We start from the raw sequence: 22755 nt of genomic DNA, 5'->3' as shown, positions 1-22755 counted from the left end.
AAAATGGCGACTCATGGTCGCCATTTCTCTTTCATCTGCAGGCCATACCCGCTCATTCCCACTCAATAGTAGCCGGCGGCTTCCCCGAGATGTCATAAACCACCCGCGACACCCCCCGCAACTCATTGATGATCCGGTTGCTCACCGTACCCAGGAACTCATACGGCAGATGCGCCCAATGCGCGGTCATGAAGTCAATCGTCTCCACGGCCCGCAGCGCAATCACCCACTCATACGCCCGCGCATCGCCCACCACGCCCACCGACTTCACCGGCAGGAACACAGCAAACGCCTGGCTGGTCTTGTCGTACAGGTCGGCCTTGCGCAGCTCATCAATGAAGATGGCGTCGGCCTTGGCCAGCAGCTCGGCGTATTCGCGCTTCACTTCACCCAGGATACGCACGCCCAGGCCCGGGCCCGGGAACGGATGGCGGTAGACCATGGTGCGCGGCAGACCCAGCTCCACGCCCAGGCGGCGCACTTCGTCCTTGAACAGCTCGCGCAGCGGCTCCACCAGGCCCAGCTTCATGTGCTCCGGCAGGCCGCCCACGTTGTGGTGGCTCTTGATCACATGCGCCTTGCCGGTCTTGCTGCCGGCCGACTCGATCACGTCCGGGTAGATGGTGCCCTGTGCCAGCCACTTGGCGTTCTTCAGCTTGTTCGATTCTTCATCGAAGATCTCAACGAACAGGTTGCCGATGATCTTGCGCTTGGCTTCCGGGTCGCTCACGCCTTCCAGCGCGGCGAAGTAACGATCGGCGGCATTCACGCGTACGACCTTCACGCCCATGTGCTCGGCAAACATCGCCATCACCTGGTCGCCTTCCTGCCAGCGCAGCAGGCCGGTATCCACGAACACGCAGGTCAGCTTTTCGCCGATGGCCTTGTGCAGCAGCGCGGCCACCACGGACGAATCGACGCCGCCGGACAGGCCCAGGATCACTTCGTCATCGCCCACCTGTTCGCGCACGCGGGCGATCTGGTCGTCGATGATGTTCGCGGCGGTCCACAGGGTCTGGCAGCCGCACACGTCCACCACGAAGCGGCGCAGCAGCGCCTGGCCCTGCAGGGTGTGGGTCACTTCCGGGTGGAACTGCACGCCGTACCAGCGCTTTTCTTCGTTGGCCATGGCGGCCACCGGAATGCGGTCGGTGGTGGCGGTGATGGTGAAGCCCGGCGGTGCAACGGAGACATGGTCGCCGTGGCTCATCCAGACATTCAGCTTCGGCTCGCCGCCGTGGTCGCTCAGGCCCTTGAACAGCGCATCGGGGTTGATCACGTTCACTTCGGCGTGGCCGAACTCGCGCTGGTCAGCGGCTTCGGTGGCACCGCCCAGCTGCGCGGCCAGGGTCTGCATGCCGTAGCAGATGCCGAAGATCGGCAGGCCGCTGTCGAACACTTCCTGCGGCGCGGCCGGCGCACCCGGCAGTGTGGTCGATTCCGGGCCACCGGACAGGATGATGCCCTTGGCGCCAAACGCCGCGATCTCGGCCGGATTGTGGTCCCACGCCCAGATTTCGCAGTAGACGCCCAGCTCGCGGATGCGGCGGGCGATCAGCTGCGTGTACTGCGCGCCGAAATCGAGGATGAGGATCTTGTCGTTATGGATGTTGGTCATGGCGCCCCGGCAATGCAGTAGGGAAAACGAAAATCTGAAAGAGAAAATGCGGCGGCAGATAGAGAAAGAGGAACGGGAAGTGCTTCCCCGTTCCTCTTTGCTCGGCCCGCGTCAGGCGCGGTAGTTCGGCGGCTCTTTGGTGATGGTCACGTCGTGGACGTGGCTCTCACGCTGGCCAGCGCCGCTGATCTTCACGAACTTGGGCTTGCTGCGCATCTCGTCGATGGTGGCGCAGCCCACGTAGCCCATGGTGGCGCGCAGGCCGCCCATCAGCTGGTGGATGATGCCGCCCACCGGGCCGCGGTACGGCACGCGGCCTTCGATGCCTTCCGGCACCAGCTTGTCGGCGGTGGCGGCGTCCTGGAAGTAGCGGTCCTTCGACCCCTTCTCCATGGCAGCCAGCGAACCCATGCCGCGGTAGCTCTTGTACGAACGGCCCTGGTACAGCTCGGTCTCGCCCGGCGATTCCTCTGTACCGGCCAGCAGGCCGCCGACCATGATGGTCGAGGCACCGGCGGCCAGCGCCTTGCCGATGTCGCCCGAGTAGCGGATGCCACCGTCGGCGATCAGCGGGATGCGGTCCTGCAGCGCTTCGGCCACCAGGTCAATGGCGGTGACCTGCGGCACGCCGACGCCGGCGACGACGCGGGTGGTGCAGATCGAGCCCGGGCCGATGCCGACCTTCACGGCGTCCGCGCCGCTGTCCAGCAGCGCCAGTGCGGCTTCGCCGGTGCAGATGTTGCCACCGATGACCTGCACGTTCGGGAAGTTCTTCTTGACCCAGCTGACGCGGTCCAGCACGCCCTGCGAGTGGCCGTGCGCGGTATCGACCACGATCACGTCCACGCCGGCGGCGACCAGCGCTTCCACGCGGCGATCGGTATCGCCACCCACGCCGACGGCAGCGCCGACCAGCAGGCGGGTCGACAGATCCTTGGCAGCGTTCGGGAAGTCGGTGTTCTTCTGGATGTCCTTGACGGTGATCAGGCCACGCAGTTCGAACGAATCATTGACCACCAGCACCTTTTCGATGCGGTTGCGGTGCAGCAGCTGCAGCACTTCATCAGACGCGGCGCCTTCCTTGACCGTGATCAGGCGATCCTTCTTGGTCATGATGTGGCGGACCGGATCGTCCAGCTCGGTCTCGAAGCGCATATCGCGGTGGGTCACGATGCCAGCCAGCTGGCCGTCGCTGCCCACCACCGGCACGCCGGAGATGTTGTGCGCCTGGGTCAGGGCCAGCACGTCGCGGATGGTGGTTTCCGGGCCGACGGTGATCGGGTCGCGGATGACACCGGCCTCGAACTTCTTGACCTTGGCCACTTCCGCGGCCTGCTGTTCCAGGCTGAGATTCTTGTGGATGATGCCCATGCCACCCAGCTGGGCCATGGCGATGGCCAGGCGGGCTTCGGTGACGGTATCCATGGCAGCGGACAGGATCGGAAGCTTCAGCTTCAGGTCTCGGGTCAACCGCGTTTCGAGGTTGACGTCCTTGGGCAGGATGGTCGAGTGGGCGGGGACGAGCGAGACGTCGTCGTAAGTGAGTGCTTCAGCCTGGATGCGCAGCATCGGCATACCCGAGATGTGGGGAAGCGCGACATTTTACCCCTTTTTCGCGCCGCGTGGCAGGGGGTAGATGCGACGCAGTGTCGCGCCGGCGGCGATTGGTTCAGGGCGGCTTGGGTGGGTGCCAACCTTGGTTGGCACTATCCATCCGGCACCAGGACCCCAGATGGGGCCAAGGCCTCTGCCTGTTTGTGCCAACCAAGGTTGGCACCCACCAGGAGCGGGTCATGCCGGGGGGCCCAAGCCACCTTGGATTGCCTTGGGTAGGTGCCAACCTTGGTTGGCACGATGCGTCCGGCACCGGCACCCCAGATGGGCCGATGGCCCCGATGGATGTGTGCCAACCAAGGTTGGCACCTACCAGGAGCAGGCCAACAGTCGGCACCCGCCCCAAAGGTCAGCTCAGCGCTTCCGCGGCTTCCAGGGTGTTCTGCATCAGCGTAGCCACGGTCATCGGGCCGACACCGCCCGGCACCGGGGTGATCCAGCTGGCCCGCTGGGCCGCCGCCTCAAACCCGACGTCGCCCACCAACCGGCCGTCATCCAACCGGTTGATACCCACGTCGATCACCACCGCGCCCGGCTTCACCCACTCGCCCGGCACGATGCCCGGGCGGCCCACCGCCACCACCAGGATGTCGGCGTTGCGCACGGCCTGTTCCAGCACGTCCTTGGGCGTGAACTTGTGGCAGCTGGTCACGGTGCAGCCGGCAATCAGCAGCTCCAGGCCCATCGGGCGGCCGACGTGGTTGCTCACGCCCACGATGGTGGCGTTGCGGCCACGCACCGGCTGGTCGGTGTGGCCCAGCAGCGTGGTGATGCCGCGCGGGGTGCACGGGCGCAGGCCGAACTCGCGCAGGGCCAGGTGGCCGACGTTTTCCGGGTGGAAACCGTCCACGTCCTTGCGCGGGTCAATGCGCTGGATCAGCCGGCGCGCGTCGGGGATGCCCGGCAGCGGCAGCTGGATCAGGATGCCGTTGATCTTCGGATCGGCGTTGAGCTGGTCGATGAGGTCGAGCAGCTCGGCCTCGGTGGTACCGGCCGGCAGATCGTAGTCATGCGCCTCGATGCCGACCTTCTCGGCGGCACGGCGCTTGTTGCGCACGTACACGGTCGAGGCCGGGTCGCCACCGACCAGCACCACGGCCAGGCCCGGACGGCTGCCGCCGGCGGCCACGCGGGCGTCGACGCGCACCTTCAGGCTGTCGAGCAGGTCCTCGGCGATACGGCGGCCATCAAGGATGCGGGCAGGATGCGGGGCGGCGGAATCAGTCATCGGGGGCAGGCGTGGAGCGGCGGGGACGCTATTGTCCCTGATTCAGGCCCCCTCGCCCACCGCCGCGCGCCGACACCGCGCACCGGTAGTGCCGGCCGCTGGCCGGCAACCCCACGACGTCGGAACGTTTCCGTATCTGCCGGCCAGCGGCCGGCACTACCAACCACCGGCTCCGGCAATTCCCCACACGGTAGTGCCGGCCGCTGGCCGGCAACCTCATGACGTCGGAACGTTTCCGTATCTGCCGGCCAGCGGCCGGCACGACCAACCACCGGCTTCGGCAATTCCCACACGGTAGTGCCGGCCGCTGGCCGGCAACTCCATGACGTCGAAACGTTTCCGTATCTGCCGGCCAGCGGCCGGCACTACCAACCACCAGCTTCGGCAATTCCCCACACGGTAGTGCCGGCCGCTGGCCGGCAACCCCATGACGTCGAAACGTTTCCGTATCTGCCGGCCAGCGGCCGGCACGACCAACCACCGGCTTCGGCAATTCCCACACGGTAGTGCCGGCCGCTGGCCGGCAACCCCATGACGTCGAAACGTTTCCGTATCTGCCGGCCAGCGGCCGGCACGACCGGGCTTTACTCTTCCTCTTCCGGCACATCCTGCGGGTTCAGCGTCTTGCTCTCGCGCTTCGGCGCGGTGAACGGCGTCGGCGTCGGCACGCCCTGCGGCGCGTTGCCATAGATCATCCGCGCACCGGCATTCAGACCACCACCGGCAATCTCCAGTTCAAAACGCTCGGCATCGCGACGACGGATCTCGGCGGCGATCTCCACCGCATCATCCTCATCCGCACCCAATTCCACCAGCGCGGCCTGGCCGAACAGCACCGCCGATTCAAACGTCTCGCGGATCTGGAAATCAACACCGGCATGGATCAACCGCAGCGAATGCTCGCGGTCGAACGAGCGCACCATCAGCTTGGCCTGCGGGAACTCGTGCGACACCAGCTCAACAATGCGGTCAGCCGCCTCGGCCTTGTCCACGCACACCGCAATCGCACGTGCGGTGGCCGCACCCGAGGCATGCAGCACGTCCAGACGCGTGCCATCACCGTAGTAGATCTTGAAACCGAAGCGCGCCGCGCTCTGGATCATCTCCACATCGTTGTCGATGATGGTCACGTCCACGTCGCGCGCCAGCAGCGACTGGCTGGCGACCTGGCCGAAGCGGCCGAAGCCGATCAGCAGCACGCTGCCGGACAGGCCCTCGGCCTCGTCCACGCCGTCCATGTTCACCGTCGGCTTCGGCGCGATGCGCTTGTAGACCAGCACTACCAGCGGGGTCAGCGCCATCGACAGCACCACCACGGCGGTGAAGTTGGCATTGATCTCCATGTTGATCACGCCGGCCGATGCCGCGGCGGAGAACAGCACGAAGGCGAACTCGCCGCCCTGCGCCATCAGCACGCCGCGGTCCAGCGCCTGCGCGTGGTCGCTGCCCATGATGCGCGCGACCACGTAGATGCACAGCGCCTTGGCCGCCATCAGGGCCAGCACCAGGCCGAGGATCAGCTGCCAGTTACCCGCCACCACGCCCAGGTCCAGCGCCATGCCCACGCTGAGGAAGAACAGGCCCAGCAGGATGCCGCGGAACGGCTCGATGTCCGCCTCGATCTGGTGGCGGAAGGTCGATTCGCTGAGCAGCACGCCGGCCAGGAACGCGCCCATCGCCATCGACAGGCCGGACAGCTGCATCAGCAGCGCCGCACCCAGCACCACCAGCAGCGCGGCAGCGGTCATCACCTCGCGCGCCTTCGATTCGGCCAGCACGCGGAACAGTGGGTTGAGCAGGAAGCGGCCGACCAGCACCAGGCCGACGATGGCACCCACACCGATCGCCACCGATAGCCAGCGCGAACCCTCGCCGTCGGCACTGCCGGCGCTCGGGCCCATCCACGCCACCAGCGCCAGCAGCGGCACGATCAGCAGGTCTTCGAACAGCAGGATCGAAACGATCTTCTGCCCCGATGGCAGCGCGATGTCACCGCGCTCGGCCAGCAGCTGCATCACCACCGCAGTGGAGGTCAGCACGAAGCCGGTGGCGCCGATGAAGGCCACCTGCCACGGCAGGCCGAACAGCTTGGCGATGCTGGTCAGCACAAGCGAACAGGTGACGATCTGCAGCGTGCCCAGCCCAAAGATCTCCTTGCGCAGGCTCCACAGGTGCGAGGGCCGCATTTCCAGGCCGATCACGAACAGGAACATCACCACGCCGAGCTCGGCGGTATGCAGGATGGCCTGCGGGTCGGAGAACCAGCCCAGCCCGAACGGTCCGATCGCCAGGCCGGCGGCGAAGTAGCCCAGCACCGAGCCCAGGCCGGCCCGGCGGAACAAGGGCACCATCACCACCGCCGCGCCCAGCAGGGCGACGACCTTGACCAGCTCGCTGGTCGCTGCTTCTACCGCCATGCGGTGTTTTCCCCAAGATCCAGAATCGGGTTCAACAATAGAGCAATGCCGATGACGGCAATAGCACGCATGTTGCGCCGGATTGTCTTGGAGGTGGAACGATGTAGGGAGCTACCCCCAGCATCATCCCGAAACCATGCATCCGCGTCGGTGGGTGCCGCCATGTACCCGCTTCGGTAGGTGCCAACCTTGGTTGGCACGAAAACGCCGACCAAGGTCGGCATCTACCAAGGCATTCCCCGGCCAGCCTCACTCACCCCGGCAAAACGCGGCGTAATCGATATACCCGGGAACGGCAAGCCCGGCGCGCACACCGGGCACTGCGAGTCCGGCCGGATGCCGGATCCCGAAACCATGCATCCGCTTCGGTAGGTGCCAACCTTGGTTGGCACGAAAACGCCGACCAAGGTCGGCATCTACCAAGGCATTCCCCGGCCAGCCTCACCCACCCCGGCAGAACGCGGCGTAATCGATATACCCCGGGAATGGCACGTCCGGCGCGCACACCGGGCAGTGCGGGTCCGGCCGGATGCCGGTCTCGCGGAAGCGCATGCCCAGCGCGTCGAAGCGCAGCAGGCGGCCGACCAGCGGCTCGCCGATGCCCAGCAGCAGCTTCAGCACCTCGGTGGCCTGCAGCACACCAGCCAGCCCGGGCAGCACGCCCAGCACACCGGCCTCGGAGCAGTTCGGCGCGAACTCCGGCGGCGGCGGCTCGGGGAACAGGCAGCGGTAGCACGGCGCCACGCCACGCTGGCGGCCGGCGTCAAACACGCTTACCTGGCCGTCAAAGCGCTCGATGGCGGCATACACCAGCGGCTTGGCGTGCTTGATGCAGGCGTCGTTGAGCAGGTAGCGCAGCGGGAAGTTGTCCGACCCATCCAGCACCACATCCACGCCGTCCAGCAGCGCATCCACGTTCTCGGAGGTGACCCGCTCGGGCACCGCTTCGACGTCGATGGAGGGGTTCAGCGCCAGCAGCCGGTCGCGCGCCGAATCGACCTTGAGCTGGCCGACGCTGGCTTCGGTATGCACGATCTGCCGATGCAGGTTGCTGCGTTCGACGCGGTCGTGGTCGGCGAAGCGCAGGTGCCCCACCCCGGCCGCAGCCAGATAGAACCCAGCCGGCGCACCCAGCCCACCCGCGCCCAGCACCAGCACGCGCGCCTGCTGCAGCCGGCGCTGGCCCGCCTCACCCACCTGCGGCAGCAGCAGATGCCGCGAATAGCGGTCGTAGAAATCGCGGTCGGCGGCGCTGGCCAGCGGCTGCACCAGCGGCAGCGACTGCTCGCGCCAGGCCACGGTGCCGCCCGTCACGGAAGCGACGTTTGTGTAGCCAGCCTCCAGCAGCGCCTGCGCAGCATCGGCGGAGCGCTTGCCGCTCTGGCAGATCAGCAGGATCTCCTGGTCGCGCCGCGGCAGATGCGCGGCCGGGTCGGCCTGCAGCTCGCCCTTGGCCACGCCGCGCGCGCCCTCGGCCATCCCGCCGGCCCGTTCATGCGCCTCACGTACATCGATCAGCACCGCGCCGTGGGCCAGGCGCTCGCGCGCCTGCGCGGGGGAAAGCTCTTGGATGCTCATGGCCGCATTATCGCGCAGACACCTTCGCCGCGCCTTGCCCCGAACATGGCACCATGCGGGCGTTGCCCCCTGCATCCCGGAACCGCTGCATGCGCTCTGCCACCGAATTCTGGCGTGACCCGCGCATGCCCTTCGTCGAAAGCCGACGGGCGTGCAACAGCCGCGCCTGCCATCGCCCGCACAGCCATGACACCTTCTCGATCGGCGCCGTGGACGCCGGCAGCAGCCTGTTCACCGGTGCTGCGGAAGGACCGCGCCTGCTGCAGCCCGGCAGTCTGGTCGGCGTACCCGCAGGCCGCGTGCACGCCTGCAACCCCCTGCCCGGCCAGGTCTGGAGCTACCAGATGCTGCATCTGGACGCGCGCTGGATGGCCGAGGTCCGCGCCGAGTATGACGACCTGCCCGAACCCGACTGGCAGCAGGAACCGATCCGGATTTCCAACCATCGCCCGCGCTACCAGCAATACTGCCAGCTCAACGAGACGCTGTTTTCCGACGATCCGGTCAGCGTCAAGGAAGCGGCCCTGATCGCGTTCGTCGGCGATCTGGATGAACACGATGGTGTAGCCGTCACCGGCCCGCCCGAAGATGCCGCATTACAGCAGCGGCTGCAGCCGGTGATGGACATTCTGCGCCAGCGGCTCGAACACACCCCGGCCCTGCAGGAGCTGGCATCGCTGGCAGGCATGAGCCGCTACCAGCTGATCCGCGCCTTCCGGCGTGCCACGGGCCTGACCCCTCACGCCTGGCAGATCGACCAGCGCATCCAGGAGGCCCGGCGGCGGCTGTGCGAAGGGCAGGCCCTGGCCGTGGTCGCCCATGCATTGGGGTTCGCCGACCAGAGCCATTTCCAGCGGGTCTTCAAGGCCCACGCCGGTGCGACCCCGGGCCAGTACCGGCGCTGAGCCTGCAATAACGTTCAATACCATCGCGCGGCGCATCCCCACACTGGCGCCCCCGCCAGCCGCCGCCGGACCCGATGGAACAGTTCCTGATCATCGCCACCGTACATTTTCTCGCCCTGCTCTCACCCGGCCCCGACTTCTTCCTTGTTGCGCGCACTGCAATCACCTCTGGCTGGCGCACCGCCAGTGGCGCCTGCGCAGGCATCGCCCTCGGCAATGGCGTTTTCATCGTGGCCGCCTTCACCGGAATGGCCATGCTGCGCGCAGGTAGCGCAGGGTTCATTGCGGTGCAGTTGGCGGGCTGCGGGTTCCTGCTGTACCTCGGCACGCTGTTCCTGCGCCATGCGGGTTCGACGACGCTGCAGGCATCTGACGCTGCCGCCGGATCGCGAGCGGACGGTGCCCACGGATGGTGGACGGCGGCAGGGCTGGGCGCCCTGTCTGCGCTGCTGAACCCGAAGAATGCGCTGTTCTACGCAACGTTGGCGGCAATGCTCAACGGTCCGCAGGCCAGCGCCGCAACGAAGTTCTTCTATGGCGCGTGGATGTTCGGCATCGTCCTGCTATGGGATCTGCTGGTTGCCGCGCTGGTCGGCCACCCGTGGGTGCTGGGTCGATTCGCGCGTGCCCTGCCCTGGCTGGAACGGGCCGCAGGGCTCCTGATGATTGCGCTGGCGCTCTGGATCGCCGTGTCGCTGTGGCTGGGCTGATGCCGGTAATTCGCGCCTGTCGCAATAGCGTTCAATACGGCGCGTCCAGCGCAGCCCACACTCGGCACTTTCTGTAGTTTGGTGGCAGGTTTTCGTGCAGCAGTTCTTCATCGTCGCGGTGCTGTACGGCTTCGCCATGCTCCTGCCTGCGTCGAATCACGCGAAGATCCTGCGCACCGCGATGGGCGCGGGCGGGCACGCCGCCATGGCCGCATCGTTCGGTATCGCCATCGGTACGGGCACCATCTGCGCCACGGCCTTCGTTGCGGCGGGCATGCTGGGAAACCGCGGCCTGTGGACGCTGGCGATGGAGTGCGCGGGCTGCCTGCTGCTGCTGCGCCTGGCGGGGATGTGCCTGCGCGACGCCGGGCTGACCTCCCTCTCTCCGCTTTCCCTGCAGATGCCCTGGGGCCTGAAGGCCCGCTCCCGTTGGCCGCACGCCGAGGCTGGATGCCTGTTGGCGCTGGCCAGCATCAACAACTGGACGCTGCAGTTGGCGGTTGCAGCCCTGGTCAGCGGCCTCGTTGCCGACATGGATACAAAGGCCGCTTACGTGGCCTGCCTGGGCGGCGTCGCGCTGTCGCTCGGCCTGCTGATGGCGTGGCTCGGCAGCCATCCGCGCTGGGCACAGGGGTGTTGTCGATTGCTTCCGTGGCTGGAGCATGCCGCGGGTCTGGTGATCGGCGCGGTGTCGGTGGCGTACCTGGCAGGGGTACTGGGTACCACCCTGGTCTGGGCGAGCCTCACGGGGCAGGCGCAGCTGCCCGAATCGATGATGGCCGCGCCCCGCAGCGCCCCATGCGCGTTTCCGCATTGCCGCGCTCGTCGCAACAGTTCGCCATGATTGAGGATTGTAGACGTAGGGGTAGTACGGGCCGCTGGCCGGCAACCTCGTGAACACGCCAGGCATCATCGGGTTGCCGGCCAGCGGCCGGCACTACCACAGACAAGAAAGGCGGCCCTGCGGCCGCCTTCCCGTGAATCACTTGCCCTTGACGTGCTTCATCAAGCGCCGCTTGGCCTTGACCTGCCGCTCGGTGAGGACGTTCTTCTTGCCCTCGTACGGGTTGGTGCCCTCGCGGAAGATGAAACTCACCGGCGTGCCGATCAGCTTGAAGCGCTTGCGGAAGAAGTTCTCCAGGTAGCGCTTGTATGACTCCTGCAGTTCCTTCAGGCGCGTGCCGTGCACGATGAAGGTCGGCGGGTTGGAACCGGCCGGGTGCACGTAGCGCAGCTTGGAGACATGGCCGCGGATGGTCGGCGGCGGGTTGGTCTCGTAGGCCACTTCCAGCGCCTTGTTCACTTCGCTGGTGGTGAAGGTCTTGTTCGCCGATTCGTGCGCACGATGCACCGCACGGAACAGCTCACGCAGGCCCGAGCCGTGCTTGGCCGAGATGCGCACCGATTCGGCCCACGGCACGAAGCCCAGCTTCAGCGACAGCATGGTTTCCGCCTGCTCGCGCTGGTACTCGGTCAGGCCATCCCACTTGTTGATGGCGATCACCAGCGCGCGGCCGGCGTCGAGCACGGCACCGAGCACGGTGGCGTCCTGGTCGGTCACGCCTTCGGTGGCGTCGAGCATCAGCACGGCCACCTGGCACTGCTCGATCGACTGCATGGTCTTGACCACCGAGAACTTCTCGACGACCTCATCCACGCGCGAACGACGGCGCAGGCCGGCGGTGTCGATCAGGCGGTACTCACGGCCGTCGCGCTCCAGGTCCACCGCGATCGAGTCGCGGGTGGTACCCGGCACGTCGGAGGCGATCATGCGCTCCTCGCCGAGGATGCGGTTGACCAGGGTCGACTTGCCCACGTTCGGGCGGCCGACGAAGGCGATGCGGATGCGGTTCGGGTCGTTGTCCAGCTCTTCGCCGCTGCCTTCTTCCGGCAGGCGCTGGATCACTTCGTCCAGCAGGTCGTCCAGGCCCTGGCGATGCGCGGCCGAGACGGTCAGCATCTCGCCGAAGCCATAACGGGCGAACTCGGAACGCACGCTGTCCTCGTCGGTGCCGTCGATCTTGTTGATCAGCAGCAGCGTCGGGCGCGACAGCTTGCGCAGCCAGGCCAGGATCTCGTCGTCCAGCGCCGAGGTGCCCTCGCGCGCGTCGACGACGAACAGGATCAGATCGGCTTCGGCCGCCGCAGCCCGGGCCTGGCGCGTGGTGGCACCGGCCAGGCCTTCGTCTTCCCCGGCAATACCGCCGGTATCCACGACGAGGAAATGGTTGTCCTCGTCGAGGCGGCAGACGCCGTAGTTGCGGTCACGGGTGACGCCGGGCTGGTCATGGACCAGCGCGTCGCGGGTGCGCGTAAGCGCATTGAAAATAGTCGACTTGCCGACATTCGGCCGTCCAACCAGGGCGACCAAAGGCAGCATCGCGATTACTCCAATTTTTAATTTGCCAACCGGAAGGCGGTCAGCTTGCCATCCACGTTCTGCACCAGCAGCACCCCGTCGACGACGACCGGCTGGGCCAGCAGGGCGTCACCGCCGCTCTTCGCCCGTGCCGCCATCGCACCATCGGAGGTCTTCAACCAGTGCACGTATCCCTTGTAGTCGCCGACGACCACGTAATCACCGTGCAGCGCCGGGCCGGTCAGCGAACGACGCGCCAGCTCGGTCTGCGACCACATGGCAGCGCCGGTCGCCTTGTCCAGGCCGAACACGCCACCCTTGTTGTCGGTGACGAACACATTGCCCGACGACACCGCCACGCCACCTGCACCGCCATGGTCGCGCGCCCACAGCGGGCGACCGGTCGGGCCTTCGATGGCCATGGTCTGGTTCTTGAAGCTGCTCACGAAGAGGGTGTTGCCCTCCAGCACCGGAGCACCGTCGACATCGGCCATGCGGTCCAGTTCGGTACGGCCTTCGCCGTTGCCAAGGTTCTGTTCCCACAGGGTACGCCCATCCTGCATGGCCAGCGCGGCAACCGCGCCTTCGTCCTTGCCGATGAACAGCACGCCCGGACCGGTGACCACCGGCGCGTTGCCGCGCACGGTCAGCGCCGGCAGTTCGCTCGGGTTGAACCACTTCTGCGTGCCGTTGCCGGCATCGAACGCGGTGACGCGGCCGTCGTTGCTGCGCACGAACACCAGGCCCTGGGCCACGGCCGGCGCGGCAATGACCTCACCCGGAACACGGGCGCGCCACTTCTCGCTGCCGTCATTGATGTCCAGGGCGATGACCTGGCCATCGAGCGTGCCGATCACGACCAGGTTCTCACCGACACCCGGGCCGCCGGACAGGCGCAGCTTCGGCTTCTTCTTTTCCTTCTGCGGCTCCCAGGTCCAGACCTTCTTGCCGGTCTGCAGGTCGATGGCGTGCACGCCGCCGGTGATCGCCGCAGCGAACACGTGGCCATTGGCAACGGCCGGGCCCTGGCGCACGCCGATGCGGCGCTCGCCCTTGCCGAGGTTGACCGACCAGGCCTTGTTGACCTTGACGCTCGGCTCGAACTTGACCAGCTCAGCCGGCTCCTGGGCCTTCTTCGCTGCCGCGTCCTTGCCGGCGAACCAGCCCTTCATGGTGCTGCAGCCGGTCAGGGCCATGCCCATCAGGAGCACGGTGGCGACGCGGGTGATCATGACCTTCTGACTCATCAAACCGACTCCGCAGGGGCGGCGACCGTGCCGCCGGCATCCATAACCTTGGTTTCCAGCAGGCGCCGCTGCGGCGCTGCCACGTCCAGCGACTTCAGCGCCTTCTCGTACTGTGCGCGGGCGTCATCGCGCTTGCCCTGCGCCATCAGCGCATCGCCATGGATTTCCAGGCTGCTGCTGTCGGTGGCGCTGCCCAGCAGCTTGATCGCCTCGTCGCTCTTGCCGGTGGCCACCAGCAGGCGGGCCACACGCTGGTCGACCACGCGCTGCAGGTCGCTTTCGACCTTCACGGCGCGCAGGGTGGCCAGCGCTTCTTCGTTCTTGCCGGCGTCGACCTGGGCCTTGGCCAGCTGCAGCGCCGCGAGGTCGCCATAGATGCTGGACGGGCCCGCTTCGAGCGCCTTCACTGCCTTGGCAGCGTCGTCAAGCTTGTTCTGCTGAAGACCGACCAGAGCCTTCTGGTATTCCACGTTGGCCGAGGCCAGCTTGCCGCCCTGATCCTTCTGGTACCACTGCCAGCCGGCAATGGCACCGATCGCGATGGCTACGCCACCGAGGATGCTGGCGCCATTCTTCCGCAGCCAGCTGCGGACGCGTTCACTTTGTTCGTGCTCGTCGAGCAGATCGTCGATCGCCATGCGTACTCTCGCCCCGCCCATCGGGAGGGACCATTGGGTTTAATCGAAGGTGGTGAAACCGCGCCTCAGTGCGAAACCGGGACTACGGAGCCTTCAGAGGATACCTGAAAGCGTGCCACGTTGGCTCGCTGGTAGGGGGTCAGATCGACGATAGCGCCGTTCTGCTGAACCTGGACCGCCGAGGCGTTGCCCAGGGTCACCCGGGTCACCTGGCCCGGCGTGAAGCTGCGGCTCTCGCCGGACTTGATCAGCGCCTTTTCGACCGTGGCGCCGTCCGGACCACCGATATCGACCCAGCTGTCGCCGCTGAACTGCATCTCCAGCGTATTGGCGGCTGCGGGCGCAGCGGGTGCCGAACGCGGCACCGGGGACAGCGAAGCGACATACGGGGTTGCGGCCGGCTTGCTGGCCGGGGCACTCGCGACTTCAGCCGGGGCTGCCGGCTCGACACCCGCAGCGGACGGGGCCACCGGCACAGCGGCCGGGATTGCGTCCAGCGAGGCCGTGTTCGGCGACGGCGTGGCGCTGCCATCGAAATGGCCGCGGGTGGCGAACCACACCGGCACGGCCAGCACGGCGGTGATGCCGACGTACAGCACGCGCCGGCCGAGATTCTCGGCAATGCGGCGCGCACGCGGGGTATGGGTATGGCTGACCAGGGTGGGCGGCACGACAGGGCCCACCTGGGCCTGCTCCAGCAGCTGGCTCACATCGACGTCGAGCAGGCGCGCGTAGCTGCGCAACTGGCCGCGCACGAAGACGGGCGCGCCCAGCTTCTGCCACTGCTCTTCCTCCAGCGACCTGACCACCTGGACCGGCATGCGCAGGCGCGAGCCGACATCCTCAAGGGTCAGTCCGGCCGCTTCACGGGCCTGGCGCAGGCGGGTGCCGCAGCCGGCCGCAGTCTCGAGAGCGCTCACAGTCTGGTCATCAATCACAATGCATCAACCCTGGAGTTAGGAGCCCGCTTCCTGCGGAAATTCCTGTCGAATGCGCTGAAGATAGCGGTCAGATGCCGCCCGATCACCCAGCCGCGCTTCGATTTGAGACGCAAGTTGTAACACGGAACGCGTTGCGGGTGCAGCCGCAATCCTACGTTCGGCGAAGGCCCGGGCCTCCATGTAGCGGCCCTGGCGGAAGCTGAGCTGGGCCATGGCCTCCAGCGCGACCGGGTTTCCCGGCAGCGCCGACAGCGCCGCGCGCAGGTCGCGCTCGGCACGCTCGAACTGGCCTGCATCCAGCGCACAGCTGCCGGCATTGGACTGCGCTTCGGCGACGGCGGGATTGCCCGGCGCCCGCTGGGCACGATCGAACCACACCAGCGATTCGGCCGCGTGGCCCTGTTGGCACAGCCAGGCACCATAGTTGTTGAGCACGTCGCCACGTTGCGGCGCCAGCTCGGCAGCCTTGCGGAAGTTCTCGCCGGCCTGCTGGCTGCGACCGCGACGCTCGTCGATGCCCGCAAGCAGGACCAGGCCGTCGGGGGCCGTCGGCACCAGCTTCTGGGCTTCGCGCACCTTCCGCTCGGCAGCATCGAGATTGCCGCCCTGGATGTCGCGGCCGGCCAGGGTCAGCAATTCCTGCCAGCGCACCTGCTGCCGCACCCCTTCCGGATCACGGACGGAGTAGACCGGCGCCTCGCTCGGGCCAAGCTTGGCCTTGGGATGGGATTTGCAGCCGCCGACCGCGAGGGCCAGCGTGCCTGCGAGCAGAACCAGCCAGAGGCGGTCAGGCCGCGGCATCGCTCCCCTTCCCCGCCTGCAGCGTCTTGTTAAACTCCGCCTGGCGGCGGGTGCGGTCCATCACCTGGCCCTTGAGCTGGCCACAGGCGGCGTCGATGTCGTCGCCACGGGTACGGCGGACCATGGTCAGCACGTTGCTGTCGAGCAGGATCTTCTGGAAGGCGCGGATGTGCGCCTCTTCCGAACGCTCGTAGCGGGTACCCGGGAACGGGTTGAAGGGGATCAGGTTGACCTTGCCCGAATCCTTGGCCTGCACCGCGTTGTCGAACTGGCGCATCAGGCGGGCCAGCTCGCGGGCATGCTCGGGCTTGTCGTTGATGCCCTTCATTAGGGTGTATTCGAAGGTGACCGATTCGCGGCGCTTGTTGGCGCGCAGGTAGCGTGCGCACGAGGCCATCAGCTCGGCGATCGGGTACTTCTTGTTGAGCGGCACCAGGGTCTCGCGCAGCGCGTCGTTCGGCGCATGCAGCGACACCGCCAGCGACACGTCGCTTTCGGCAGACAGGCGGTCGATCTGCGGCACCAGGCCGGAGGTCGACAGGGTCACGCGCTTGTTGGCCAGGCCGTAGCCAAGGTCGTCGCGCATCACGCTCATGGCGCGCACGACGTTGTCGAAATTCATCAGCGGCTCGCCCATGCCCATCATCACCACGTTGGTGAGGCGGCGCATCTGGTGCGGCACGTTGCCCAGGTGGCGCGCGGCAACCCACACCTGGCCGATGATCTCGGCGGTGGTCAGGTTGCGGTTGAAGCCCTGGGTAGCAGTGGAGCAGAACGTGCAGTTCAGGCCGCAACCGACCTGCGAGGACACGCACAGCGTGCCGCGGGTCTTGTCCGGGATGTACACGGTCTCGATGGCGTTCTTGCCATCCACGCCCATCGCCAGCAGCCACTTGTGGGTGCCGTCGGCGGAGGGCTTGTCGAACACGATGTTGGGAACCAGCACCTCGGCATGGGCCTGCAGCTTGGCGCGCAGGACCTTGCCGAGGTCGGTCATTTCATCGAAGTCGGTGACGTAGCGATGGTGGATCCACTTCATCACCTGATGGGCACGGAACTTCTTTTCGCCGAGAACCTCGACGAAGAACTTCTCCAGGCCCGCGCGATCGAGGTCGAGCAGGTTCTGCTTGCCAGCCGTGGGTGCCGACTTCGGCAGCGGCTGGATGGCGGGGGACTGTACGACCTCGTTCACGGCATTACTCTCAGCGCGAAACGACTTCGGTGGCGGCGAAGAAGTAGGCGATTTCAATCGCGGCATTCTCGACCGAGTCCGAGCCGTGGGCGGCGTTGGCATCGATGGATTCGGCGAAGTCGGCGCGGATGGTGCCCGGCGCGGCTTCCTTCGGGTTGGTGGCGCCCAGCAGGTCGCGGTGGGCCAGGACGGCGTTCTCGCCTTCCAGGGCCTGGATCATCACCGGGCCGGAGATCATGAACTCGACCAGCGCGTTGAAGAACGGACGCTCGCGGTGCACGGCGTAGAAGCCTTCGGCTTCACGGCGCGACAGCTGCTTGTACTTGGCGGCCACGACCTTCAGGCCGGCCTTCTCGAAGCGGGCGTAGATTTCGCCGATGACGTTCTTGGCAACGGCGTCCGGCTTGATGATCGAAAGGGTGCGCTCCAGCGCCATGGGATGTCTCCAATGGAATCGGGCCGCTGATGGCCCGAAGGGTAACATGAAAAAAACCCGCGTCGGGACGCGGGCTTAGCCTGATAAACGTAGGCGAATTGTAAAAGATAAAGCGGCGGCATGGTAGTGCCGGCCGCTGGCCGGCATAGGGCGCCATTCAACCTCGGGGCTGCCGGCCAGCGGCCGGCACTACCCCATTCACCGACCTGAGTGAAATCTGACCGGGTCGGCCGATTTTGCTGCACTGCAAAATGCCATACGGTACCGTCTGGTCCTAGTATCAAACAATCGTTTGATTAAGGTCCGACCACCGATGGCCAAGCCCGCCCACTTCTCGACCAAGGACCGGATCCTCGGTGCCGCCGAGGAGCTGTTCGCCCAGCACGGCTTCGCCGGCACCTCGCTGCGCCAGGTGACCAGCCAGGCCGACGTCAACATCGCCGCGGTCAACTACCACTTCGGCTCCAAGGAAAACCTGGTCAACGAGGTCTTCCGCCGCCGCATGGACGAGATGACCGGCGCCCGCCTGTCGCAGCTGGAACGCGCCCGCACGGAGCACCCGGGCGAACTGCGCCCGGTGCTGGCCGCCTTCGTCGAGCCTGCCCTGGCGCTGGCCCAGGACCGCCAGAACGGCGGCGCCTTCGTGCGCGTGATCGCCCGCGCCTATGCCGAGAAGAACGACAACCTGCGCAAGTTCCTGTCCGACCACTACGGCCACGTGCTGCGTGCGTTCGGCAAGGCCATCGGCGAGTGCGTGCCCGGCCTGAGCAAGGAAGAGCTGTACTGGCGCCTGGACTTCCTGGCCGGCTCGCTCACCTATGCCATGGCCGACTTCGGGCTGATCAAGCGTCCCGCCGGTGTCACCGAAGCGGCGCATCGTGCCCATGCCGCCCACGAACTGATCCATTTCGCCGAAGCCGGGTTCCGCGCCGCCGCACGCGCCAGCGCCCTGCCCGCTTCCCTTTGATTCCACCCAGTAACTGCTGACCAACAAAGGCCCTACACCATGTCCAATTCCCTGCTAGTCCGCCGCGCCGCCGTGCTGGGTGCCGGCGTCATGGGTGCCCAGATCGCCGCCCACCTCACCAACGCTGGCGTCGACACCGTGCTGTTCGACCTGCCTGCCAAGGAAGGTCCGGCCGACGGCATCGTGCTGAAGGCGATCGCCAACCTGGGCAAGCTGAGCCCGGCGCCGCTGGCCAGCAAGTCGCTGGCCGAAGCCATCACCCCGGCCAACTATGAGTCGGGCCTGGAGCAGCTGAAGGACTGCGACCTGATCATCGAGGCCATTGCCGAGCGCATGGACTGGAAGCAGGACCTGTACAAGAAGATCGCGCCGTTCGTGGCCGACCACGCGGTGCTGGCCTCCAACACCTCGGGCCTGGGCATCAACAAGCTGGCCGACGTGCTGCCCGAGCAGCTGCGTCACCGCTTCTGCGGCGTGCACTTCTTCAACCCGCCGCGCTACATGCACCTGGCCGAGCTGATCCCGGCCACCACCACCGACGCCGCCGTGCTCGAAGGCCTGGAAGCCTTCCTGGTCACCACCCTGGGCAAGGGCGTGGTGTACGCCAAGGACACCCCGAACTTCATCGGCAACCGCATCGGCGTGTTCTCGATCCTGTCCACCATCCACCACACCCAGCAGTTCGGCCTGGGCTTCGATGAAGTGGACGGCCTGACCGGCCCGCTGGTCGGTCGCCCGAAGTCGGCGACCTATCGCACCTCCGACGTGGTCGGCCTGGACACCATGGCGCACGTCATCAAGACCATGGGCGACACCCTGCCGAATGATCCGTGGCATGAGTTCTTCAAGTCGCCGAAGTGGCTGGACGCGCTGATCTCCAAGGGCGCACTGGGTCAGAAGACCGGCGCCGGCATCTTCCGCAAGGTCGGCAAGGACATCGTGGTGCTGGACCTGGAGAAGCAGGACTACCGCCCGGCCGATCGCGCTGCCGCGCCGGAAGTGGTCGAGATCCTGAAGATCAAGAACCCGGCCGAGAAGTTCGCCAAGCTGCGCGAAAGCCAGCACCCGCAGGCGCAGTTCCTGTGGGCGACCTTCCGCGACCTCTTCCACTACAGCGCCTACCACCTGGCCGACATCGCCGAGACCGCGCGCGACGTGGACCTGGCCATCCGCTGGGGCTACGGCTGGTCGCTGGGCCCGTTCGAGACCTGGCAGGCTGCCGGCTGGAAGCAGGTGGCACAGTGGATCGCCGATGACATCGTCGCCGGCAAGAGCATGAGCAACGCCCCGCTGCCGGACTGGGTGTTCGATGGCCGCGACGGCGTGCATGCCGCCGAAGGCAGCTACAGCCCGTCGCGCAACGCCAAGCTGCCGCGCTCGTCGCTGCCGGTGTACCAGCGCCAGCGCTTCCCGGATCCGCTGCTGGGCGAGAAGTTCGCGCCGGGCGAGACCGTGTTCGAGAACGACGGCCTGCGCATGTGGCACGACGGTGATGGCATCGCCGTGGTCAGCTTCAAGACCAAGATGAACACCGTGTCCGACCAGGTGCTGGACGGCCTGCAGGAATGCGTGAGCCGCGCCGAGAAGGACTTCCAGGGCCTGGTGATCTGGCAGCAGAAGGAACCCTTCTCCGCCGGTGCCGACCTGGCCGGTGCACTGGGCCTGCTGCAGGCCGGCAAGGTCGACCAGTTCGAGGAAATGGTCGCCAACTTCCAGCGCACCAGCCAGCGCATCAAGTACTCGCTGGTGCCGGTGGTGGCAGCGGTGCGTGGCCTGGCCCTGGGCGGCGGCTGCGAGTTCCAGATGCACAGCGCCAAGACCGTGGCCTTCCTGGAAAGCTACATCGGCCTGGTCGAGGCCGGTGTCGGCCTGCTGCCGGCCGGTGGCGGCCTGAAGGAACTGGCCGTGCGTGCCTCTCAGGCCGCGGGCCCGGGTGGCGACGTGTTCGCCGAACTGAAGAAGACCTTCGAGACCGTGGCGATGGCCAAGGTGTCCAACTCGGCGGTCAACGCCAAGGAACTGGGCCTGCTGCGCAGTACCGACAAGGTGGTGTTCAACAGCTACGAGGCCCTGCACATCGCCAAGGCCGAAGCCCGTGCACTGGCCGAAGCGGGCTACCGTCCGCCGCTGCCGGCACGCCGCATCCAGGTGGCCGGTGACGTGGGCATCGCCACCTTCAAGATGATGCTGGTCAACATGCTGGAAGGCCGCTTCATCAGCCCGTACGACTACGAGATCGCCGAGCGCATCGCCACCGTGCTGTGCGGCGGCAAGGTCGACCGCGGCACCCTGGTGGACGAAGAGTGGCTGCTGACCCTGGAGCGCAAGCACTTCGTCGAACTGGCCCAGCAGGAAAAGACCCAGGCCCGCATCGCGCACATGCTGAAGACCGGCAAGCCGCTGCGGAACTGACGGAAGACATCGGTAGTGCCGGCCGCTGGCCGGCAACCTCTTCCACCCCCTATTCAAGAGATCACTGCAATGACCAAGCAAATCCAGGACGCCTACATCGTCGCCGCCACCCGCACTCCGGTCGGCAAGGCGCCCAAGGGCATGTTCCGCAACACCCGCCCCGACGACATGCTTGCGCACGTGCTGCGCAGCGTCGTCGCGCAGGCCCCGGGCGTGGACGTCAACCGCATCGATGACGCCATCATCGGCTGCGCCATGCCGGAAGCCGAGCAGGGCATGAACGTGGCACGCATCGGCGTGCTGCTGGCCGGCCTGCCGAACACCATCGCCGCGCAGACCGTGAACCGCTTCTGCTCCTCCGGCCTGCAGGCCGTGGCGCAGGCCGCCGACGCGATCCGCCTGGGCAACGCCGACCTGATGCTGGCTGGTGGCACCGAGTCGATGTCGATGGTGCCGATGATGGGCAACAAGATCGCCATGGCGCCGAGCGTGTTCGACAACGACCACGTGGCCATCGCCTACGGCATGGGCATCACTGCCGAGAAGGTGGCCGAAGAGTGGAAGGTCTCGCGCGAAGACCAGGACGCCTTCGCCCTCGCCTCGCACCAGAAGGCCATGGCCGCGATCCAGAACGGCGAGTTCAAGGACGAGATCAGCCCGTACGAGATCGTCTCGCACCTGCCGGACCTGGCCGACGGCCAGCGCATCATCACCCGCAACAAGATCGCCGACACCGACGAAGGCCCGCGCCCGGATTCCTCGGCTGAAGGCCTGGCCAAGCTGCGCCCGGTGTTCCGCAACGGCCAGTTCGGCGGCACCGTCACCGCCGGTAACTCGTCGCAGATGAGCGATGGCGCCGGTGCCGTGCTGCTGGCCTCGGAACAGGCGATCAAGGACTACGGCCTGACCCCACTGGCCCGTTTCGTCAGTTTCTCGGTGGCCGGCGTGCGCCCGGAAGTGATGGGCATCGGCCCGATCGCCGCGATCCCGAAGGCACTGAAGCAGGCCGGCCTGACCCAGGACCAGCTGGATTGGATTGAACTGAACGAAGCGTTCGCCGCGCAGTCGCTGGCGGTGATCCGCGATTGCGGCCTGGACCCGAGCAAGGTCAACCCGCTGGGTGGCGCGATTGCCCTGGGCCACCCGCTGGGTGCGACCGGCGCGATCCGTACCGCCACCCTGCTGCACGGCCTGCGTCGTCGCCAGCAGAAGTACGGCATGGTGACGATGTGCATCGGCACCGGCATGGGCGCAGCGGGTATTTTCGAGGCGCTGTAAGGGTCAAAAGCGTTGCCTCGTTGGGCTTCATGGCGTGGGCCGGGTTGGCAGGGCTGCCCGGGACACGCCGTGAACCCGTCCTTGGGGGCTCGATGGCGCCATCCATGGCGCCAACGGTCCCAGGCAGCCCTGCCAACCCGGCCCTCCCAGCCTCCCCGCGGCGGAGGGATGAGCAAAGGCAAGAGCAGTAGATCCACGCCATGCGTGGATGCTTTTGGCCCTGCTCTGGAAAACAAAAAAGGCAGCCATAGGCTGCCTTTTTTGATTGTGCTCCCGCCCTCGATTCCGCCCTTCCCGTCCGCGCCCGCAGGAAACCTGGCAGGCGGGACGGGTGGGCCTTTGCAGGACCGTTGGCGCCATGGGCCCGAGGCATGCCTCGGGCGGGTTGGGCAGGACGCCCAACCCCGGTCTTGC

The 22755-nt window shown here is 66.8% G+C and carries 18 protein-coding genes; 6 read left to right on the top strand and 12 right to left on the bottom strand.

The window, feature by feature from the left end:
- Positions 1-52 precede the first annotated feature (52 nt).
- The 5 genes from guaA to moeB form a co-directional block, all read right to left on the bottom strand.
- Positions 53-1618 (bottom strand): glutamine-hydrolyzing GMP synthase, encoded by a 1566-nt coding sequence (gene guaA / locus AC5P60_RS17550; protein WP_005413109.1) that lies wholly within the window; start codon positions 1616-1618, stop codon positions 53-55.
- 111 nt (positions 1619-1729) lie between these two features.
- Positions 1730-3187 carry an IMP dehydrogenase gene (gene guaB, locus AC5P60_RS17545; RefSeq protein ID WP_032958143.1) on the bottom strand — a complete coding sequence of 486 codons (1458 nt, stop codon included), beginning with the start codon at positions 3185-3187 and terminating at the stop codon, positions 1730-1732.
- Between the two features lie 394 nt (positions 3188-3581).
- Complete coding sequence (folD, locus tag AC5P60_RS17540) at positions 3582-4460, bottom strand: bifunctional methylenetetrahydrofolate dehydrogenase/methenyltetrahydrofolate cyclohydrolase FolD (protein WP_005416247.1); 879 nt, start codon at positions 4458-4460, stop codon at positions 3582-3584.
- A gap of 584 nt (positions 4461-5044) precedes the next feature.
- Positions 5045-6877, bottom strand: coding sequence for a monovalent cation:proton antiporter-2 (CPA2) family protein (locus AC5P60_RS17535; protein WP_483692788.1), 1833 nt, complete (start codon positions 6875-6877; stop codon positions 5045-5047).
- 441 nt (positions 6878-7318) lie between these two features.
- Positions 7319-8455, bottom strand: a complete 1137-nt coding sequence (gene moeB / locus AC5P60_RS17530; RefSeq protein WP_483692789.1) for a molybdopterin-synthase adenylyltransferase MoeB — start codon at positions 8453-8455, stop codon at positions 7319-7321.
- Positions 8456-8544: 89 nt separating this feature from the next.
- Here moeB and AC5P60_RS17525 point away from each other — a divergent pair, with 89 nt between their 5' ends.
- The 3 genes from AC5P60_RS17525 to AC5P60_RS17515 all read left to right on the top strand — a co-directional run bounded on the left by AC5P60_RS17525 (position 8545) and on the right by AC5P60_RS17515 (position 10914).
- The gene (locus tag AC5P60_RS17525) at positions 8545-9360 is read left to right on the top strand and encodes a helix-turn-helix domain-containing protein (protein ID WP_483692790.1); all 816 of its coding nucleotides are present in this window, start codon (positions 8545-8547) and stop codon (positions 9358-9360) included.
- 74 nt (positions 9361-9434) lie between these two features.
- Complete coding sequence (locus tag AC5P60_RS17520; protein WP_483692791.1) at positions 9435-10070, top strand: LysE family translocator; 636 nt, start codon at positions 9435-9437, stop codon at positions 10068-10070.
- A 94-nt stretch (positions 10071-10164) separates the two neighbouring features.
- Positions 10165-10914, top strand: a complete 750-nt coding sequence (locus tag AC5P60_RS17515; protein WP_033834896.1) for a hypothetical protein — start codon at positions 10165-10167, stop codon at positions 10912-10914.
- A 138-nt stretch (positions 10915-11052) separates the two neighbouring features.
- On the opposite strand, the gene der is transcribed toward AC5P60_RS17515, so the two are convergent.
- From der to ndk, 7 genes are all read right to left on the bottom strand, one after another.
- Positions 11053-12450 (bottom strand): ribosome biogenesis GTPase Der, encoded by a 1398-nt coding sequence (der, locus tag AC5P60_RS17510; RefSeq protein ID WP_005413118.1) that lies wholly within the window; start codon positions 12448-12450, stop codon positions 11053-11055.
- 17 nt (positions 12451-12467) lie between these two features.
- Complete coding sequence (bamB, locus tag AC5P60_RS17505; protein WP_005409300.1) at positions 12468-13676, bottom strand: outer membrane protein assembly factor BamB; 1209 nt, start codon at positions 13674-13676, stop codon at positions 12468-12470.
- Positions 13676-14314: a YfgM family protein gene (locus tag AC5P60_RS17500; RefSeq protein WP_005409299.1), complete on the bottom strand. Its 639-nt coding sequence runs from the start codon at positions 14312-14314 to the stop codon at positions 13676-13678. Before AC5P60_RS17500 ends, bamB begins: the two co-directional genes overlap by 1 nt.
- 65 nt (positions 14315-14379) lie before the next feature.
- Complete coding sequence (locus AC5P60_RS17495) at positions 14380-15252, bottom strand: RodZ domain-containing protein (protein ID WP_005409298.1); 873 nt, start codon at positions 15250-15252, stop codon at positions 14380-14382.
- An 18-nt stretch (positions 15253-15270) separates the two neighbouring features.
- Positions 15271-16056: a tetratricopeptide repeat protein gene (locus AC5P60_RS17490; RefSeq protein WP_483692792.1), complete on the bottom strand. Its 786-nt coding sequence runs from the start codon at positions 16054-16056 to the stop codon at positions 15271-15273.
- On the bottom strand, positions 16043-17248 hold the full coding sequence (gene rlmN / locus AC5P60_RS17485; protein WP_005409296.1) for a dual-specificity RNA methyltransferase RlmN: 1206 nt from the start codon (positions 17246-17248) through the stop codon (positions 16043-16045). The genes AC5P60_RS17490 and rlmN overlap by 14 nt, the downstream gene beginning before the upstream one ends.
- A gap of 10 nt (positions 17249-17258) precedes the next feature.
- Positions 17259-17684 carry a nucleoside-diphosphate kinase gene (gene ndk, locus AC5P60_RS17480; protein ID WP_005409295.1) on the bottom strand — a complete coding sequence of 142 codons (426 nt, stop codon included), beginning with the start codon at positions 17682-17684 and terminating at the stop codon, positions 17259-17261.
- Between the two features lie 313 nt (positions 17685-17997).
- On the opposite strand from ndk, the gene AC5P60_RS17475 reads away from it, so the two are divergent.
- The 3 genes from AC5P60_RS17475 (at position 17998) to AC5P60_RS17465 (ending at position 22341) form a co-directional block, all read left to right on the top strand.
- Positions 17998-18651, top strand: a complete 654-nt coding sequence (locus AC5P60_RS17475; RefSeq protein ID WP_033834901.1) for a TetR/AcrR family transcriptional regulator — start codon at positions 17998-18000, stop codon at positions 18649-18651.
- A 39-nt stretch (positions 18652-18690) separates the two neighbouring features.
- On the top strand, positions 18691-21063 hold the full coding sequence (locus tag AC5P60_RS17470) for a 3-hydroxyacyl-CoA dehydrogenase/enoyl-CoA hydratase family protein (RefSeq protein ID WP_033834902.1): 2373 nt from the start codon (positions 18691-18693) through the stop codon (positions 21061-21063).
- Between the two features lie 69 nt (positions 21064-21132).
- On the top strand, positions 21133-22341 hold the full coding sequence (locus AC5P60_RS17465) for an acetyl-CoA C-acyltransferase (protein ID WP_005409292.1): 1209 nt from the start codon (positions 21133-21135) through the stop codon (positions 22339-22341).
- Positions 22342-22755: the final 414 nt, after the last annotated feature.

This window comes from Stenotrophomonas sp. YJH_SMC_120 (assembly GCF_059368675.1).
Note: the sequence above shows the minus strand (reverse complement) of the source record. Positions and strands in the feature narration are given on the sequence as shown.

Coding starts and splice junctions, on each gene's coding strand:
- guaA (WP_005413109.1), bottom strand. CDS start 1,618: ATGACCAACATCCATAACGACAAGATCCTCATCCTCGATTTCGGCGCG.
- guaB (WP_032958143.1), bottom strand. CDS start 3,187: ATGCTGCGCATCCAGGCTGAAGCACTCACTTACGACGACGTCTCGCTC.
- folD (WP_005416247.1), bottom strand. CDS start 4,460: ATGACTGATTCCGCCGCCCCGCATCCTGCCCGCATCCTTGATGGCCGC.
- AC5P60_RS17535 (WP_483692788.1), bottom strand. CDS start 6,877: ATGGCGGTAGAAGCAGCGACCAGCGAGCTGGTCAAGGTCGTCGCCCTG.
- moeB (WP_483692789.1), bottom strand. CDS start 8,455: ATGAGCATCCAAGAGCTTTCCCCCGCGCAGGCGCGCGAGCGCCTGGCC.
- AC5P60_RS17525 (WP_483692790.1), top strand. CDS start 8,545: ATGCGCTCTGCCACCGAATTCTGGCGTGACCCGCGCATGCCCTTCGTC.
- AC5P60_RS17520 (WP_483692791.1), top strand. CDS start 9,435: ATGGAACAGTTCCTGATCATCGCCACCGTACATTTTCTCGCCCTGCTC.
- der (WP_005413118.1), bottom strand. CDS start 12,450: ATGCTGCCTTTGGTCGCCCTGGTTGGACGGCCGAATGTCGGCAAGTCG.
- bamB (WP_005409300.1), bottom strand. CDS start 13,676: ATGAGTCAGAAGGTCATGATCACCCGCGTCGCCACCGTGCTCCTGATG.
- AC5P60_RS17500 (WP_005409299.1), bottom strand. CDS start 14,314: ATGGCGATCGACGATCTGCTCGACGAGCACGAACAAAGTGAACGCGTC.
- AC5P60_RS17490 (WP_483692792.1), bottom strand. CDS start 16,056: ATGCCGCGGCCTGACCGCCTCTGGCTGGTTCTGCTCGCAGGCACGCTG.
- ndk (WP_005409295.1), bottom strand. CDS start 17,684: ATGGCGCTGGAGCGCACCCTTTCGATCATCAAGCCGGACGCCGTTGCC.
- AC5P60_RS17475 (WP_033834901.1), top strand. CDS start 17,998: ATGGCCAAGCCCGCCCACTTCTCGACCAAGGACCGGATCCTCGGTGCC.
- AC5P60_RS17470 (WP_033834902.1), top strand. CDS start 18,691: ATGTCCAATTCCCTGCTAGTCCGCCGCGCCGCCGTGCTGGGTGCCGGC.
- AC5P60_RS17465 (WP_005409292.1), top strand. CDS start 21,133: ATGACCAAGCAAATCCAGGACGCCTACATCGTCGCCGCCACCCGCACT.